Origin of the sequence: Psychrobacter communis (genome assembly GCF_014836505.1) — a bacterium.
Classification (GTDB): Bacteria; Pseudomonadota; Gammaproteobacteria; order Pseudomonadales; family Moraxellaceae; genus Psychrobacter; species Psychrobacter faecalis.
The window spans coordinates 69,802-86,531 of record NZ_JACSQR010000006.1 but is presented as its reverse complement, the minus strand read 5'-3'; the positions used below and the strand labels follow the sequence as shown (position 1 = coordinate 86,531).

General features: G+C 43.9%; 14 protein-coding genes. 11 read left to right on the top strand and 3 right to left on the bottom strand.

The window, feature by feature from the left end:
- The first annotated feature begins 86 nt into the window (after positions 1-86).
- The 3 genes from rlmKL (at position 87) to H9653_RS03880 (ending at position 4,541) form a co-directional block, all read left to right on the top strand.
- The gene (gene rlmKL / locus H9653_RS03890) at positions 87-2,384 is read left to right on the top strand and encodes a bifunctional 23S rRNA (guanine(2069)-N(7))-methyltransferase RlmK/23S rRNA (guanine(2445)-N(2))-methyltransferase RlmL (protein ID WP_191690594.1); all 2,298 of its coding nucleotides are present in this window, start codon (positions 87-89) and stop codon (positions 2,382-2,384) included.
- 240 nt (positions 2,385-2,624) lie between these two features.
- On the top strand, positions 2,625-3,200 hold the full coding sequence (locus H9653_RS03885; protein ID WP_068408067.1) for a TerD family protein: 576 nt from the start codon (positions 2,625-2,627) through the stop codon (positions 3,198-3,200).
- A gap of 279 nt (positions 3,201-3,479) precedes the next feature.
- Complete coding sequence (locus H9653_RS03880; RefSeq protein WP_191690592.1) at positions 3,480-4,541, top strand: DUF475 domain-containing protein; 1,062 nt, start codon at positions 3,480-3,482, stop codon at positions 4,539-4,541.
- 144 nt (positions 4,542-4,685) lie between these two features.
- Here the strand turns inward: H9653_RS03880 and H9653_RS03875 are convergent, their stop codons facing one another.
- Positions 4,686-5,345, bottom strand: coding sequence for a 7-cyano-7-deazaguanine/7-aminomethyl-7-deazaguanine transporter (locus tag H9653_RS03875; RefSeq protein ID WP_068408071.1), 660 nt, complete (start codon positions 5,343-5,345; stop codon positions 4,686-4,688).
- A gap of 326 nt (positions 5,346-5,671) precedes the next feature.
- Between H9653_RS03875 and H9653_RS03870 the strand changes: the two genes are divergently transcribed.
- From H9653_RS03870 to H9653_RS03860, 3 genes are all read left to right on the top strand, one after another.
- On the top strand, positions 5,672-6,247 hold the full coding sequence (locus tag H9653_RS03870) for a TerD family protein (RefSeq protein WP_068408073.1): 576 nt from the start codon (positions 5,672-5,674) through the stop codon (positions 6,245-6,247).
- A 194-nt stretch (positions 6,248-6,441) separates the two neighbouring features.
- Positions 6,442-7,194, top strand: coding sequence for a TIGR00266 family protein (locus H9653_RS03865; RefSeq protein WP_068408074.1), 753 nt, complete (start codon positions 6,442-6,444; stop codon positions 7,192-7,194).
- 127 nt (positions 7,195-7,321) lie between these two features.
- On the top strand, positions 7,322-7,930 hold the full coding sequence (locus H9653_RS03860; RefSeq protein WP_068408075.1) for a TerD family protein: 609 nt from the start codon (positions 7,322-7,324) through the stop codon (positions 7,928-7,930).
- Between the two features lie 107 nt (positions 7,931-8,037).
- Here H9653_RS03860 and H9653_RS03855 read toward each other — a convergent pair whose 3' ends face one another.
- Positions 8,038-9,291: a TerD family protein gene (locus tag H9653_RS03855; protein WP_191690590.1), complete on the bottom strand. Its 1,254-nt coding sequence runs from the start codon at positions 9,289-9,291 to the stop codon at positions 8,038-8,040.
- 302 nt (positions 9,292-9,593) lie between these two features.
- Between H9653_RS03855 and H9653_RS03850 the strand changes: the two genes are divergently transcribed.
- The 5 genes from H9653_RS03850 to H9653_RS03830 all read left to right on the top strand — a co-directional run bounded on the left by H9653_RS03850 (position 9,594) and on the right by H9653_RS03830 (position 15,504).
- Positions 9,594-10,757, top strand: a complete 1,164-nt coding sequence (locus H9653_RS03850; protein ID WP_191690588.1) for an ATP-grasp domain-containing protein — start codon at positions 9,594-9,596, stop codon at positions 10,755-10,757.
- A gap of 43 nt (positions 10,758-10,800) precedes the next feature.
- Positions 10,801-12,075 (top strand): phosphoribosyltransferase domain-containing protein, encoded by a 1,275-nt coding sequence (locus tag H9653_RS03845; protein WP_191690586.1) that lies wholly within the window; start codon positions 10,801-10,803, stop codon positions 12,073-12,075.
- Positions 12,076-12,197: 122 nt separating this feature from the next.
- Complete coding sequence (locus tag H9653_RS03840; protein WP_191690640.1) at positions 12,198-13,016, top strand: HAD hydrolase family protein; 819 nt, start codon at positions 12,198-12,200, stop codon at positions 13,014-13,016.
- A gap of 80 nt (positions 13,017-13,096) precedes the next feature.
- Positions 13,097-14,281: a cysteine protease StiP domain-containing protein gene (locus H9653_RS03835; protein WP_191690638.1), complete on the top strand. Its 1,185-nt coding sequence runs from the start codon at positions 13,097-13,099 to the stop codon at positions 14,279-14,281.
- Between the two features lie 146 nt (positions 14,282-14,427).
- The gene (locus H9653_RS03830; protein ID WP_191690584.1) at positions 14,428-15,504 is read left to right on the top strand and encodes an HpcH/HpaI aldolase/citrate lyase family protein; all 1,077 of its coding nucleotides are present in this window, start codon (positions 14,428-14,430) and stop codon (positions 15,502-15,504) included.
- A 178-nt stretch (positions 15,505-15,682) separates the two neighbouring features.
- Here H9653_RS03830 and H9653_RS03825 read toward each other — a convergent pair whose 3' ends face one another.
- The gene (locus tag H9653_RS03825) at positions 15,683-16,495 is read right to left on the bottom strand and encodes an alpha/beta fold hydrolase (protein WP_191690582.1); all 813 of its coding nucleotides are present in this window, start codon (positions 16,493-16,495) and stop codon (positions 15,683-15,685) included.
- Positions 16,496-16,730: the final 235 nt, after the last annotated feature.

Genomic DNA, 16,730 nt, shown 5'->3' with positions numbered 1-16,730 from the left:
TTAAACCTCATAATTTTAAGCCTTAAGATTTTAAACATCAGGGTTTTGAGGTGCATTATTTATCAATTTAGCCCACAGGTAACCGTATGACCGAAACTACCACGCCCAACTCCTTATCAACCGCTGCAGCCGAGTTGTCGCTTGACCTTATTATTACTTGTGCCGATGGGCTTGAAGCACCGCTACAAATTGAGCTAAGCAGCTTTGGCATTGCAAGTGAGATGAAAAGTACAGGACGCTTAGCGGTCACTGGTAGCTTGCGCGACCTTTATACCATTTGTTTATGGTCACGGGTAGCGTCGCGGGTCTTGATGCTGATTAAACGTAAAAATATCAATACCGAATACGATGTGGCAGAACAGCTGTATGGCTTGGCAAAATCGGTCAATTGGACCGAGCAATTTAGCTTAGAGCAGACGTTTGCCATTCGTCTGTCTGTCGATAAGCGCGTTGCCGTCAGTCAACAATTCGCCATGCTGCGTATCAAAGATGCGATTGCCGATACTTTTAATGAAGTGTATGACAGCCGTCCTAATGTCGATAGTAAAAATCCCGATTTCTCAGTATTTGCGACAGTCAATGACAAGCAAGCTGAGCTATATTTAGATTTATCAGGCACCAGTTTGCACCGCCGTGGCTACCGTGTGGCTATGACTGAAGCACCGCTAAAAGAAAACTTAGCGGCGGCGCTACTTTATAGCGCAGGTTGGCATAAAAAGAATGATGCCGGTAATGCACCTTTTTATAACGCCCTAATCGACCCGATGTGCGGTTCAGGTACCTTTATCATTGAAGCGCTACTCATGCACTGCGATTATGCTGTCGGTATCGATAAAGCGGCCAATCAATTTGGCTTTTATCAATGGCAACATCATGATGAAGCGCTATGGAAGCAAATGATTGATGATGCGCAGACGCGTTTTCGTGAAGCTTTAGAGATTATCAACGAACAACCTGTTACCTTGCCGCTCATTCTGGGCTTCGATGCCGATAGTGGGGCAATTCTCGCGACAGAAAAGAACTTAATTGCCGCAGGTTTGCAGGATTTATTACCGCTACTTGACCTTGAAACCCGCGCCCTTAACCAGCTCAGTCACGTTTTAAAGCCATTAGCCGATGATGGACGCTTAAGCAATCCGTTGGTCATTACCAACCCACCTTACGGTGAGCGCTTGGGCGATGAAGATATGATTAAGCCGCTATATCAAGCGCTTGGGCTTATTTTGCAAGACAGCTTTGCGGGTAGCGGCGTCAATCCGATGCTTGGTATCTTGGCAGCCAATGTCGAACAGGTTGATATCTTGCCCATTAGAGAGCCGAAAACCTTGCGCTGCCATAATGGGGCGATCACGGTTTATTTCCGCTACGGTACCTTAATTGCTGGGCAAACAGGTAGCCTTATTAGTCGCTTTGAAAAGCGTGAAATTACCGTGGAAGAAGGCCAAGACTTTATTAATCGCTTGCAAAAAAATTTGGGCAAACTTAAAAGACTCGCTAGCAAAGACACTGTCAGCAATATTCGCGTATATGACGCTGATTTGCCTGATTTTAAAGTGGCGATTGATTTGTATGGCGATTACGTACACGTACAAGAATACGCGCCACCAAAAACCATTCCGGTAGAGACCGCGAAAAAACGTTTTAATTTGGCCTTGATGGGCATTCGCGAAGTGCTCAATATTAACCGCGAACAAGTTTTTATCAAAACTCGGGCACGCCAATCGGGCAATGACCAATATAGCAAGCAAGGCAGTAGCGAAAAACGCGGTAAATTTTATGTTGCGCGCGAAAATGGCGCCTATCTGTACGTCAACTTTACCGATTACCTCGATACAGGCTTGTTTATTGACCACCGCAATATGCGCGCTCGTATCAAAGACAATAGCCGTGGCAAATCGGTGCTGAACTTATTTGCTTACACTTGCACGGCGAGCGTCCACGCAGCATTGGCTGGCGCGAAAAAAGTCACCAGCGTTGACTTGTCGCAAAACTATCTCGATTGGGGCAAGCAAAACTTTGCTTTAAATGGTTTAAATGTCAGCAGCAATAAATATCAATTCGTCGCCGCTGATATTTTTGAATGGATTAAAGGTAATACGGAACAATTTGATATTATATTTATCGACCCACCAACGTTTTCAAATTCAAAAAAGTTCCAAGGTACCTTTGATGTCCAACGTGACCATCCGGCCCTTATTAATCGTGCGATGAACCGCTTAACCTCTGATGGTGTGTTATATTTCTCAAATAACTTCACCCGCTTTGAGCTTGATGAGCAGTTAACCGAACGCTATGACATTATCGATATCACGCCACAAACGATAGGCTTTGATTTTAATATCAAAAAGCCGATTCATCAAAGTTTTGAGATTCGCCATCGCTAGAGCTGCTTGGTTAAATATAAAAGCAGCATTTAAACCTTGTCTTTTCCAGTCCGTCTTAGCGTACACATAACTATGACCCAATCAGCTTTGATTGGGTCATTTTTTGTTGCTATGATAGAACGTTACTAGCAACCGTTAAGCGACAGATTTATAACCGCTTTAATCCCACTTTTGCTAGCGTTTTGATTGATATAACCAAACTATCAAACCCTTAATCACTCTAGTAACAAGGATAATCTCATGGCTTTATCATTAAATAAAGGCGGTAATTTATCGCTCACCAAAACTGACCCAAATTTAACCAAGCTACTTATCGGTCTTGGTTGGGATGAGCGCGCAACCTCTGGCGCTGAGTTCGACCTTGATGCCAGCGTGTTTTTGCTAAATACCGCTGGTAAAGTACGCGGCGATCATGACTTTATTTTTTACAACCAGCTAAAATCTGACAATGGCGCAATCGAACATACCGGCGATAACCGCACGGGCGAAGGCGACGGCGATGATGAAGTCGTCAAAGTAAACCTGACCCAAGTACCTGCTGATGTCGATAAAATCGTCGTTACGGTCACGATTCATGATGCTGCTGCTCGTAGCCAAAACTTTGGTCAAGTCGCCAATGCTTTTATCCGTGTGGTCAATGAAGAAACAGGCACAGAAGTGGTACGTTTTGACTTAGCAGAAGATTACTCTGTTGAAACGGCAATGGTGTTTGGCGAAGTTTATCGTCATAACGGTGAGTGGAAATTCCGCGCCGTTGGTCAAGGCTATTCAGGCGGCTTACAAGCCATGTGTCATCAGTATGGCGTCAATATCTAACTCGATATTAACCTCTGCCAAAAATTTAGCCCATACTAAAAACAATGCCTAGACATAAACACCGCCGAAACTTAGGGTAATATGGCGGCGCTATCAATTGCCATTCTGCCAGTAAAATATGGTTGCAAAATAGTCACAATTATTCCTAGCTAAAAGACTGGTAATGCTTTAAGTTTCGTTTAAAATTAGGCAAAAAAGTGGTTAGCGATAACCACTTTTTTTGTGGTTTGTGTTTATAATAGACCGACTTTAGCTTTATGCAACCAGACAGGATATGTCATGAGACATTTTTATTTAGACTTTATCTTCACCATTATTGCCCTAGCAGTCGCGGCATGGTGGGGATATTCACACGGCGGTATAGGCGGTATGATAACCACCTTATCTATTACCGCTATTTTGGCCGTCATGGAAATATCATTATCGTTCGATAATGCGGTGGTCAATGCCTCAGTTCTCAAAGGCTGGGACGAATTTTGGAAAAAGATATTTTTAACCGTTGGTATTTTGATTGCTGTATTTGGGATGCGTTTGGTATTCCCAATCGTTATCGTTGCAGTGACGGCTGACCTTGGTGTTATGCAAGTGGTCGATTTGGCCTTAAACGATCCTAAAGAATATTCAGCCAGACTATTGGCTCACCATGCTGAAATCTCAGCCTTTGGTGGTATTTTCTTATTACTCGTGTTCTTAAACTTTATCTTTGATGATAAAGAAGTACATTGGTTTGATTGGCTTGAGAGTCGTTTGGTCAAACTGGGTAAAGTCGATGCCATGAGCGTCTTTGTGGCGCTTATCGTGTTGATGATTGCCGTATCATTTGCTGACCCTGAGCAGTCAGCCGCGGTATTGATTGCAGGCGTTTGGGGTATCTTGGTATATCTTGGCGTCCAAGTGGTCTCGGGTATGCTAGAAGGTGACCTCGAAGAAGACTTAGAAAACGCTGAAGCTGGCTCAGGTGCAGCAGCAACCAGCGCGATTATGAAAGGAGGTATTATCGGCTTCTTATACCTAGAAGTCCTTGATGCGTCATTCAGTTTCGATGGTGTGATTGGCGCCTTTGCGATTACCAATGACGTTATCGTGATTATGCTGGGTCTAGCAATCGGTGCGATGTTTGTACGTTCGATGACTATTTTCTTAGTCGATAAAGGCACGCTTGATGAGTTTGTCTATCTCGAACATGGCGCGCATTATGCCATCGGCGCTCTAGCCATCATTATGCTATTGTCGGTGAAATTCCATGTGCCAGAGATTATCACTGGTCTGATTGGTATTGCCTTTATTGGTTGGGCGTTTGTCGCGTCACTCAATTATCGTAAACGCCAAGCGCTTGAATAAAGAAATAATTGTCGACGTAATACTTAGACTTATTCAGATTATTAAATCACAGGTCATCACCATTATTGGTTATGACCTGTTTTTTATAGGAATTGTGAAAATAGAATTGTGAGCAGGGATTAGCTTAGGCTATTAATTTTTGCGCTACTTATCAGCGAGCATCTTTTGCAGTTTTGCCAATATCACACCATATAAAGGTAAAAAGATAAGCACGCCCATCACTATCTTAAACAGATAGTCCATCGCGCCAATCTCAACCCAGTGCGTCGCCATAAAAGCATCTGGGCTTTTATAAAAAGCGATGGCAAAAAAGCAGAAGCTATCGACCAGATTTCCAATAAACGTCGATGCCAGGGGTGCAATCCACCACGTTTTAAGCTGGCGTAACTTATTAAAGACTTTAATATCTAACAGCTGTCCAATGACGTAAGCACTAAAGCTGGCGAGGACAATGCGAAAGACAAATAAATTGAAATCCAGCAGATGCTCATGACCGACGAACTGTCCATCTGCAAATACGACAGAAAAATAGTAAGAAATGGCGAGCGCTGGCAGCATGGCAAAGAAAATAATGCGTCTAGCGAGATGTTGACCAAAGATGCGTACGGTCAAATCTGTAATCAAAAAGATAAAAGGAAAAGTTACCGCGCCCCATGTCGTAATAAAGCCAAATAGCCCGACCGGTATTTGCACTAAATAATTACTAATGGCGATGATAAAGATATGCAGGCTGACAAGCCAAAATAAAGCACGGCTGTAACGAATGGATGAAGCGGGATTGGTCGAAATGGTACAGGTATTCATAATAGAGGCCTTTTTTTGAGTCAGGGTGGAGGGAACCTGAGCGCGCTATTATAAATGATAATAAGATAAATAGCTAAAATAGGACAGACATGCTCGTAACATCCTCTTATATAAGCAAAAATATAACTGTCAGATAGGCACACAAAATACACCTTGCTTAGTAAGCAAACGCTTAGTATAGTAAAACGTAATGATAGGCAGGTTATGGCGTACAGGTCGATTTACTGACCTTTTGCGCTGAAATACTTACGCGTAAATAGCATGACTGCCCTATTTTTGTTTTATAAAATCAAATCCACTTAATTATTAATCCAAAGGATATTTATATGGCTATTAGCTTAACAAAAGGCGGCAACGTAAACTTATCAAAAGAAGCCCCAGGCTTAACCAACATTACCGTTGGTCTTGGCTGGGATCCACGCGCTACTGACGGTCAAGAATTTGACTTAGACGCCATAGCCTTTTTGGTCAACGAAGCAGGCAAAGTGCGTAATGACCAGGATTTTATTTTCTTTAACAATCTAAAGTCGGACAATGGCGCGGTTGAGCACACAGGTGACAACCGTACAGGCGAAGGCGACGGTGATGATGAAAAAATCAAAATCAATCTTGCTAGTATTCCAGCAGATGTGAGTAAAGTCGCTATCTGCGCCATCATTTATGAAGGTCAAGCGCGTAACCAAAACTTTGGCCAAGTTGGCGACGCTTATATCCGTGTAGTCAATGATAATGGTCAAGCCGAAATCGCCCGTTATGACCTATCAGAAGATGGTAGCACTGAGACAGCGATGATTTTTGGTGAGTTATACCGTCATAACGGCGACTGGAAATTCCGCGCTGTTGGTCAAGGCTTTAGTGGTGGTCTAGGCCCATTAGCCTCTTCTTATGGCGTCAACGTTTAACGCTCTATAAGATGTTTGTAAGACGACTACCGAAACCACTATCGCAATCGACTATTTGATTGCGATAGTTAATAAGCCATCAAGTGTGCCTGTTTAAAGCATTTGATGGCTTTAAATGTAATTGACCCAGTTAAATTGAAACGCTCATTTTTATAAAAAAACATTTAAGACATTAGAATAAGGATTTGCAGCTTATGGCAGCGACGTTTAGCTTAATCGGCACCATTGAACCTTTTTTGCATTGTAACTTAAAAAAAGGCGATTCGATTTATTGTGAAGCCAATGCCATGGTGATGATGGAGTCGAACCTTGAGCTTAAAGGTAAGCTACAAGGCGGTCTTATGCAATCACTGATGCGCCGCTTTGCCAACGATGAATCCTTATTCCAACAGCAGATTGAAGCTGTCAATGGTGAAGGTGATTGTCTGCTAGCACCGACGCTTGATGGCGATATGCAAATCATCGATTGCGGCGCGCAGCAATATACCTTGAGCGATGGCGCGTTCGTTGCCGCACAAACAGGCGTCGATATCAGAGCCAATATCCAGCGTAACCTCGGCGGCGCGGTCTTTGGTGATACGGGCGGCTTTATGGTGATGCAAACCCAAGGTCAAGGTCAGGTAGTGGTGTCAGGTTTTGGTTCGCTATTTGAGATTGATGTGACGCCTGATAAAGACGTCATTATTGATAATGGCCATGTAGTCTGCTGGGATTCAAACCTTGATTATAAGCTTTCGGTATCGACCAGCAAAAAAAAAGGCATCATGAGTAATATTATCAATTCGGTCACCAGTGGCGAAGGCATGGTTTTAAACTTCTCAGGAACAGGCAAAGTCATCATCTGCTCGCGCAATCGTGACAGCTATCAAGGTTGGTTACAAAGCATCTTAGGTACCAGCTCAGGCGGTCGCGGTGGCAGCGGTGGTTTTTTAGATAATATTTTATAATTGAAGTTGCATTTTATCATTAAAGTTATCGCCAAGATTGAAGCTCTAAAACAGCGCAGAAATGAAAAACTAAAAACACGCACTAAAAATTCATTAATCCCCTCACAATTATTATAAGGATTTTACCATGGCAGTTAGTTTACAAAAGGGTCAAAAAATATCCCTCAGCAAAGAAGCTGGCGGCGAGCTTACGCAAGTAAAATTGGGTTTAGGTTGGGATGTTTTCCAAGGCCAGCAAGAGAAAAAAGGTGGCTTCTTGGGTAAATTGTTCGGCGGCGGCACGGGCGGCGATTCGATCGATTTAGACGCCTCATGCATTATGTTTGATGCCAATAAACAAGCGGTCGATGCGATTTGGTTCAGCCAGCTAAAATCAAAAGATGGCAGTATCGTTCATACTGGCGACAACCGCACAGGTGACGGCGACGGCGACGACGAAGTCATTAACGTTGATTTATCAAAAGTGCCAGCGAACGTAGTATCGTTAGTATTTACCGTTAATAGCTTTACTGGTCAGACCTTTGAAACGGTAGAAAACGCTTTTTGCCGCATCGTTAATGCCAATAACAATCAGGAAGTTGCCCGCTACAATTTATCAGCGCAAGGTGGACACACCGCAATGATTATGGCAAAAGTCTATCGTCATAATAACGAGTGGAAAATGCATGCCATTGGCGAAACTGCTTCTGGTCGTACTTTTCATGATTTGATGCCTGCTATCACGCCGCATGCTTAATTCATTGCAGATCCACTTGTAAGACTGTTAGTAATCTATAAGCAATCAGCCCGTCTATTTATAATAGACGGGCTGACTTTTTTTATTAAATAATACTCTTAAAGCACTTATTTACGCCCACGCTTCCAGCTGAAGCCCCAATTAAAGGCTTTGTCCATTTCTTGGTGACCTTGGAAATATTGATTGATACGTTCGACGTTAATACTGCCTTGCTGATTGACCAAACGCGCAATCGCACACATGGGCAAGTTACCTGTGCCTTCTGTCAAACGAGTTTCAATCGGCGGCTGATCTGGCACATGAATGGTCACAACGCCATCGGTTTGCGCCCAATTTGGTACGCCTTCGTAAATAAAAGCAAAGATAAAGACTTCTTCAATCTGCGACCACTGTTGCCCGTTGATATCGAGCCACTCACCGCCACTGACTTGTCCGGTTCTATCATCGGCACGGAGCAACACATAAGGCGCTGATTGTAAGTTACCAAAGCGATTGCCCAAGGCCTGAATCAGCGTCTTTTCGCCATTTTTCAGATGAATCATCGCCCCGACATCAAGGTCAATACCGCCCGCTTTATGCTGTTTAAATAAATCGCCGAGCAAGCCTTTTTTGGGGGCTGATTTATCGCTATTTGGGCGCTGATTCCAGTTAAGGTTGACAGAGATTTTACCAAAATCATCGCGTTTCTTTAGATTGATGCTAGATTGGTTCTTGGTTAAGGTGATTTTACTGAGATTAATTGACGGATTTTGAGCAGCGCTAGGAATTGGCGGCGGCGTAGTTGTTTGCGGCGCACTACCCGCTTTTTGCGTGTTGATTGGCTTTTGCGTATTGATTGGTTGAGCTTGAGCTGGCGCTTCATCGGCAATCTCAACACCGAAATGCTCAGACAACGGCTTTAAGCCACCTTCAAAACCTTGGGCGATAAAACGGAATTTCCAACTGCCCTGGCGACGGTAACACTCTGCTAAAATAATGGCTTTTTCATTACGACCGGCGGCAGCTAATTGGCAAGTCATCAGCACTTGGCTGCCTTGTAGAACCTGAATATCCACATCACCGACTTGCGCAAGCGTTTGCGCACTAGAAAACGCAAGGGCAATCTTCTCGATACTCGCTGGCTGCGCAGGTAAATTAATATCAAAAAATCCATCGCTATCATGTCCACGGAAACTTACACTGCCATCATCGCTACGCGTTTGACCATAAAATATCATGTCGCCATCGCCGCGTACTTTACCGTTAGTCGTCAGGCGATAAGCGGCGCAATCGATGGCGCTTTGGCTTAAAATACGGATGCTGATATTATCGGTTGGCAGCGGCGCATTGGCACCAGCAATCAGTTGTTGAGGTTGACTCATCATTTATCCCTTAGGTTATTTATTATTTGTTAATATGGGTGCTGTTGGCTATCGCCCTATAGTAGCATGGATAATGGCTAATTTTTACAGCGCACGGCACAGTTCAACAAGGCGTTAACAAGCCTGCAAAAACATTTTTACAAATCCTTAACGTTATTTTGTCAGTAGTATTTATAGCGCTTAGCATTTGTATATAATAGCCTCTATTTTAGGCAGTATGATAACGCGCTTAACGACCGACCCTATTCAAAACTCAATTCTAGTTGTTCCACTCTATAAATTTTAGTAACGCTGAGAAAATCATGAAAACTTCTGCTAACAAAAGCCTTTATACAACGTCTACTACGCCATCTGCCGTTTGGTTAGCTGAAGGTCAATCAAGCCAGCGTGATATGCTCGCCAGCCTACAAGCATTAAAAGCCCAATCTGAGACGCCATTTAACATTATTGCTTCACACCGTCATAATAGACCTGAGATTTTTGAATTTGCCGATAGCGTATATATTGAGCCGTCTGCAAGTGCCACAGATAGCGATGAGCAAGCAGAGCTTGAGTCTGCTGAGCCAGTAATGCCGCGTTGGCAGTTTGTCTTAGAGAAAGCCAAAAATAACAACGTTAAAGTGCTACTCACGGGGCGCAATGGCATTGATTATGAAGCGCAGCGGGAAGCATTTGACGCGGCGGGTATTCGTTTATTGACTGGCGCGACAAGTGTGGCGGCGTTAGAAGCGATAGATGATAAGTTTGCCTTTATGCAGCAGTGTCATGAGCATGATATTCCCGTCGCCGAAGCGTGGCGCTTTGATAATGTCGCAGAGCTTGAATCACTCCTTGCTAGGCACGGTCATCAGCCTTTATGCGTCAAACCGGTCACTGGTATTTTCGCTCAAGGGTTTTGGCGACTGGATACCGACAAGGAAGCTGACGCACGATACGATAGCTTTGAACATTTATACTTTACCGAAGAGAAAAAAATCAATACCACGCAATTTATCAATGCCTATGCAAACAGTCTGATGGTGCACGAGCGCCCAATTCCTATGTTGCTGATGCCATATTTATCAGGGCAAGAGTACTCTATCGATGTCGTCTGTGAATACGGCGAAGTATTGGCGGCTGTTACTCGTTATAAAACGGGTAAAATCCAGCATATCGGCTACGAGCAAGCGGTCATGGATGTGATTATTCCACTGATTAAAGTGTTTGGCTGTGATGGCATCGTTAGCGTACAAACCAAAGCCGATGATGACGGTCAGCACCGCGTACTTGAGATTAATAGCCGCCCCTCTGGTGGCATCGGTTACACCACCCATAGCGGGCTCGATTTGACCCAAATTGCATTTGGCTATTGGCTTGGCTTAACCGCTAAGCCAAAGCTTGTGGATATTGCACAGCAAATCATTCCCTGCCAAGTACGCTCAATTATGGTTAGCGTAAAGATTGAAGCAGAAAATGCTAGCGAGTAAGTAAAAATAACGATTAACAAATTGCAAGACCGAAGGAAAATAAATGCCAAATAAGCAACACAGTACGACCATCACCCTACCACGCGGCACTCTTGATTTAACTTATCAAACCAATTTTAGCGGTGACAGTAAAAACTACGAGCTAGAAGACTTGCTTGGATTTGCGCAGCGTATCAATCCAAAACGCGCGTTTTTGTTTGTCTCAAAAGTCTTAGGTCGCCATATTCCAGTCGCGCCTAGCACCATGCGTCATGCTTTTACGGATTTGGCAAACTTAGTACCAGATGATTTGCCTGAACCCATTTTGGTCATCGGTATGGCAGAGACTGCCGTTGGCTTATCTGCTGGCGTACACCAAGCGCTACAAACTCGCTATCCAAACGCTTTATTGCTCAACTCAACCCGTCATTCACAACATAACAAGGATAATACTGAAACCTTGCTAACGACTTTTAGCGAAGATCACAGTCATGCCAGCCAGCACTTAATTTATCAAAGTGCAGATACAGTAACCCAAGCGCAGCTACTAGCGAGCAAAACCTTGATTATGGTGGATGATGAAGCGTCAACGGGCAATACTTGCGTCAATGTCGTCACCGCCCTTCGTAACGCAGGACTGACCGAATTAGAACAAGTGCATCTAACCACTTTGGTGGATTGGTCGCTAAATCAGAACCGAGCTCAAGCTGACGTAGATGACAACATATCTGCACGTTTGCCTAATATTGACTTTCATCGTCATCACCTACTATCTGGCGCGTGGCAATGGACGGATGCGACCAACCCTGAATCCATTACGATGCCATCGGTCGATACCACTGAGGCTGGCAGTTATGCGCTAGGCGATACTGGCAACTGGGGACGATTCCCAACCTTAGACAGCACCGATGGTTTTGCTTTTTATCTTACGAAGTTTCAAGCAGCATTTAACCTTTTTAATCAGCAAGCCCAATCTGAAAAAGCCTCGTTTGAGAAAGAACAGTTTGATAAAGAACAGTTGCCACAGCGGATTTTAGTATTGGGCAGTAATGAGTTTGTTTGGTTGCCGTTTTTATTGGCAGAATGGCTTGAGACGCAAACTCAAAACGCTACGGTTAAGTTTAGCGCTTTAACCCGCTCGCCGATTGCCCTTGGGGGCGCGATTACCACGATGCTCAGTTTTAGCGATAACTATGGGCTTGGTATGACCAACTTTGCTTATAATGTTGAGCCTAGCGATTGGGACTTGATTGTCTTGTGCGTGGAAACATCGGCGGATAGCGTCGATGAGATGTGGAAAGATTTGGATAATGTGTTGGTGATGAGTCCGACGCTTTAAGCTGTTTTATAAAAGCTAGCTTACCAAGGCTATCTTATAAAAGCTGTCCTATTAAAACTATCCTTTAAATCCTGCTTTAATGCTCACATTTAACCCTTACGCACGCTTTTATGGCAAATACTATGACTAGCCCATTTTTTCAAGCCAATCCCGATATTATCAAACCCTACGCGCTGATGGATTTAGACGATACGCTTTTTCAAACCCAACGTAAAATTGATGCATGGGAATTGCCAACGTCTGAACCTGAAAATCTAGTTTGCGCGACCGTTAATAAACAAGGTAAGCCACTAAGTTTTATGAGTCAGCGTCAAGCCGTATTCTTTAACTGGCTGCTTACTAGTACTGAGTTGATAGTGGTCACCGCACGCGATCGCGGTGAAATCAAACGCGTTAAGCTGCCTTTTGACAGTTGGCAAGTCTTAACCCACGGTGCGATTATTCTTGCTAGAGACGGCACGCTACAAGCTCAGTGGCAACAGCGTATGCATAGTCAGCTTGCACCACTACAGGATAAATTGCAGCAGCTTAGCCAATTATTTGCCAATCACAGTAAAAATGACAATAGCCAGCTGGTATTTACACCGCATATCGATCACTTTAATAATGGTTCTGCTAATGAAAAATTGACTATTTACCTGGCTATTAAGCATGGGCAAAAGGACCATCAAGCGTTAGTAGAGCTCGCTAAAAAGTTACCAACGTTAATACGTAACTTTGAGCAAGATTTTTATGTGCATGTCAATGCGAACAATCTGGCGATATTGCCGCACGCGGTTCATAAACGCCATGCAGTACAGTTCTTATTAGACCAGCATTTAGACCATCAGCGTCCAAGCTTTGGTTTTGGTGATAGCTTGGCCGATTTACCATTTTTGCAATTGCTGGACTGGTACGGCATGCCCAATCATGGTCAGCTACACGACAGTTTTAGTTCTTAATAGTTCTCGGCTTTCAACAACTCTCAAATATCAATAAGTATAGTAACGACAGCCGCTTATACGAGCAAACACCTTTTATGATGACTTCAAATATTCAAAAACTAAAGAAATACGGCTCAGGCAGCTACCTTGCCAGCGATGTGACCGTACTGCTTGATATCGTTGATAAAGACGCGGTTGCTGATGTACCCGTCAGCCAAAAAGAAGCGCTGATCCAAAGCGGTCAGCGCCATTATTCAGATATGTTAACCTTAGAGAATGCGCCAACTGCCATGCATGAGCAATTGTATCAGCAGGCATTAGCGCAAGGTACCACGAGAACCGCGACAGATATTGTTAACTTGGCTTATACGCTACATCATATTTTTCAGCAAACGGTAAGTACTGAACGTCCATTAATATTAGTCAGCTTGGTACGCGCAGGTTTACCAGTTGGCGTATTATTACAACGTGCCCTATTAGACAATGAAAAGTCAGATGCTAATAGCAGCTATGCACTGCCAAGTGTGCATTATGGTATCAGTATCATTCGCGATCGCGGACTTGATACCGTTGCGCTGCAGATGATATTGGATGCTCATCCAGAAAGTCCCATCATATTTGTCGATGGCTGGACAGGCAAAGGGGCAATTTATCAAGAGCTGGCTCGCAGCTTAGACGCCTTTAGTGACCCTAATCATCCAAATTTTGCCAATATTTTCCATCAAGGTGAGAATGTTATTCCGCTACTGACCCTTGCTGACCCCGCAGGCGTTGCTTGGTTGGCGGCAAGTGAGGAAGATTGGCTGATTCCATCAGGTTTATTAAACAGCACCGTATCTGGGCTGATATCACGCAGTTTATATACCGAGCCGCAATCGGGGCTACATCGTAGCGTCTTTTATGATAACTTGGTTGCGGTAGACCATAGCCTAGCCTTTGTTGATCATATTGATAGCACGCGGCGTTCATTGTCTACATCTCCACAATACTTGCAAACGTTTGAGCAACCTCGCTATCAGACGGCGGATTTAATCGATATGCTGGCAGCAGAGTATGACATTAGCAATCGCAACCGTATTAAGCCGACCATTGCAGAGGCGACACGGGCGATATTACGCCGTGATCCTGAGCGCATCTTGCTGGCCACCGCCGATCACCCTGATACGGTGTTATTGCGCCATTTATGTAGCGAGCGCGATATCAATATCACGGTATTAGGTGCTAAAATACTCCCCTATCAAGCGATTACACTGATCAAGGAGCGGTCAACAAACCGTCCATGATTTATTAATGTATTGATGCCCTGATATAATGATGTCTTGCGAAAGAAATGCATCAATACTGCATCAGCAGCGCTGTTTTTATCATACGTCACGCTATGAACTTCCCTCTATAAACCATTCATTTATCACTATTTACGATGCCAACTATGTCCGATATACCGCACAACGAGTCCAACCTTTATAACAACAGTCAGTCTTACGCCCACCTGATTACTGAGCGTCATGCGATGCTTAAGCCGCTTACCCATCATCCGTATCAGTTGGGTGCCAGTCTTTACATGCCTGCGACGCGGCAAGATATTTGGCAGGTCATTACGCGTGAAAAATTACCGACCATTAACAGTATTATTATCTGCTTAGAAGATGCAGTCAGCCATGGCGATGTTGAGCTGGCGCTCATACGCCTGCAAACGCTGCTACATACGTGGGCGGCGCATGTCGATAGTATCAATGACCCTGCAAAAAAAGAGAACATTCAATCAAAAGCGCAAACTGCTCAACCAACCAGACCGTTAGTATTTATTCGCCCGCGTCATCCGGCGATGCTAGAGCAGCTGGCAGATTTTGCTCATATTGATTTGGTCGACGGTTTTGTGATGCCAAAAGTTGATATGTATAGCTTGTCTAATTGGCGCATGGCGTCTCAGAATTTAAGCACTGAGCAACTATTGATGCCGACGCTTGAGACGGCAGCGCTCTTTAACCCGCATCACAATCAAGAGTTGGCGATTGGCTTTAAAGAAGCCTTTAGCCAACCCCTTTTTGCCCTGCGTATCGGTGGTAATGACTTATTTGCAGCGCTGCGTTTACGCCGTCCTAAAAACAGCATCGTCTATGACACTCCGATTGGTACGCTCGCCTATCAGCTGCTTGGCTGCTTTGTACCGCATGGTTTTTATCTTACCGCGCCAGTATTTGAATACTTAGAGCAACCAACGCTGTTTATGAAAGAGCTGATGCATGATGTAAACTTAGGACTGGTCGGCAAAACGGTCATTCACCCAAGCCAGATTGCTTTGGTACAGCAAGCGTATTGCGTGCCTTTAAGTACCTTGGATGAAGCGCAGGCAATCTTGCATAGCGAGGCAAAGGCGGTCTTTAAATATAACGATACCATGCTTGAGCCTGCCACGCACCGTGCATGGGCCACCGAAATAGTCAATCGCGCTGAGGTTTTTGGTACTCTTGATGATATTAATAGCGACTATACGACCCGCTTATAAATAAAGACATTAGCCTGATTCCTTTATCGTATGTTTTTAAAACTGCCGCTTTAACGTTAATCTGTTAAATGGTTTCAATGAAAAAGCCGTTATCCTATTTAAAATAACGGCTTTTTTCGTATAAACACTTTATTAATTGCTATGTCTGATTCAAAACTGGTTCCAGTCTCGCTCAAAGTTAGACACAGTTGGCTAAAAAGGTATTAATCACTTTATTTACTTGCTCAGGCTCTTCTACCGTCGCTGTATGTCCAGCGCCTTTAATAACTGCAAGCTTTGAGCCTTTAATAGCAAAATGCATGCGCTCCGCTTTTGAATAAGGCGTTGCCACATCTTCATCGCCAACGATAATCAATGTCGGCGTGCTAATCTCGCCTAGCTGATCGTAAGTACCCGAGCGTTCAATGACACCTGTGGTCGCCTTTACGACGCCACCTTTACGATTGCCTTGTAACATCGTGAGCCACGCTCTACGGTCAGCCTTACGCGACTTATCGTTCAAAAAGCTACTGCCAAACATAATAGGCATGACTTTTTGACTGACGCGTTTCATACCCAGCCAGCGGATAGCCTTCATCAATTTGCGATACTGCGGGACGTTTTTTGGGTCTTCAGGGTCTGCTGACGTTTCAAGTAAGGTCAGCGATAACAGTAGCTCCGGACGTTTGAGCGCGATACGCTGAGCGACAAAACCACCCATCGATAACCCTAAAAAATGGCATTTATCAATCTTAAGCGCATCCAATAACGCTAGCGTATCTTCGGTCAGCGTCTCCATATCATAGCCCGATTTGCTCATCTCCGACTGACCTTGTCCACGAAAATCAAATGTAATACAGCGGCAGCCATATTTAAAGTACTCCACCTGCTTATCATACATCCGCGTATTCCACAGCAGCCCATGGGCAAAGACCATCACTGGTTTTTGCTTATCATCCGGCGCGCTGTCTTCATAATAAATATCAACGTTATTCACATTTATCACTGGCATAATTACTTCCTTGTTTGTTGCTTATTGATTGCTTGTTTGGTTAACGAAATCCTTAACACTACTGATGTTTAGCATAATGCACCAAGCAAATACTTCATAGCGTTATTTTTGTAGGCAGATCGTATATATTTATTAAAACAAATATATAACAAAATAAAAAAACTCAAATATTTATGTCCGTGCCTTTAGCGCCCACAAAACTCGCTTTTATAATCATAACAAGCTGCTATAGTAA

Bases quoted from the DNA above. Each gene is read 5' to 3' on its own strand.
- H9653_RS03865 (WP_068408074.1), top strand. From the start codon at position 6,442: ATGGCAGCGACGTTTAGCTTAATCGGCACCATTGAACCTTTTTTGCAT.
- H9653_RS03850 (WP_191690588.1), top strand. From the start codon at position 9,594: ATGAAAACTTCTGCTAACAAAAGCCTTTATACAACGTCTACTACGCCA.
- H9653_RS03870 (WP_068408073.1), top strand. From the start codon at position 5,672: ATGGCTATTAGCTTAACAAAAGGCGGCAACGTAAACTTATCAAAAGAA.
- H9653_RS03830 (WP_191690584.1), top strand. From the start codon at position 14,428: ATGTCCGATATACCGCACAACGAGTCCAACCTTTATAACAACAGTCAG.
- H9653_RS03855 (WP_191690590.1), bottom strand. From the start codon at position 9,291: ATGAGTCAACCTCAACAACTGATTGCTGGTGCCAATGCGCCGCTGCCA.
- H9653_RS03825 (WP_191690582.1), bottom strand. From the start codon at position 16,495: ATGCCAGTGATAAATGTGAATAACGTTGATATTTATTATGAAGACAGC.
- H9653_RS03885 (WP_068408067.1), top strand. From the start codon at position 2,625: ATGGCTTTATCATTAAATAAAGGCGGTAATTTATCGCTCACCAAAACT.
- H9653_RS03840 (WP_191690640.1), top strand. From the start codon at position 12,198: ATGACTAGCCCATTTTTTCAAGCCAATCCCGATATTATCAAACCCTAC.
- H9653_RS03860 (WP_068408075.1), top strand. From the start codon at position 7,322: ATGGCAGTTAGTTTACAAAAGGGTCAAAAAATATCCCTCAGCAAAGAA.
- H9653_RS03880 (WP_191690592.1), top strand. From the start codon at position 3,480: ATGAGACATTTTTATTTAGACTTTATCTTCACCATTATTGCCCTAGCA.
- rlmKL (WP_191690594.1), top strand. From the start codon at position 87: ATGACCGAAACTACCACGCCCAACTCCTTATCAACCGCTGCAGCCGAG.
- H9653_RS03835 (WP_191690638.1), top strand. From the start codon at position 13,097: ATGACTTCAAATATTCAAAAACTAAAGAAATACGGCTCAGGCAGCTAC.
- H9653_RS03875 (WP_068408071.1), bottom strand. From the start codon at position 5,345: ATGAATACCTGTACCATTTCGACCAATCCCGCTTCATCCATTCGTTAC.
- H9653_RS03845 (WP_191690586.1), top strand. From the start codon at position 10,801: ATGCCAAATAAGCAACACAGTACGACCATCACCCTACCACGCGGCACT.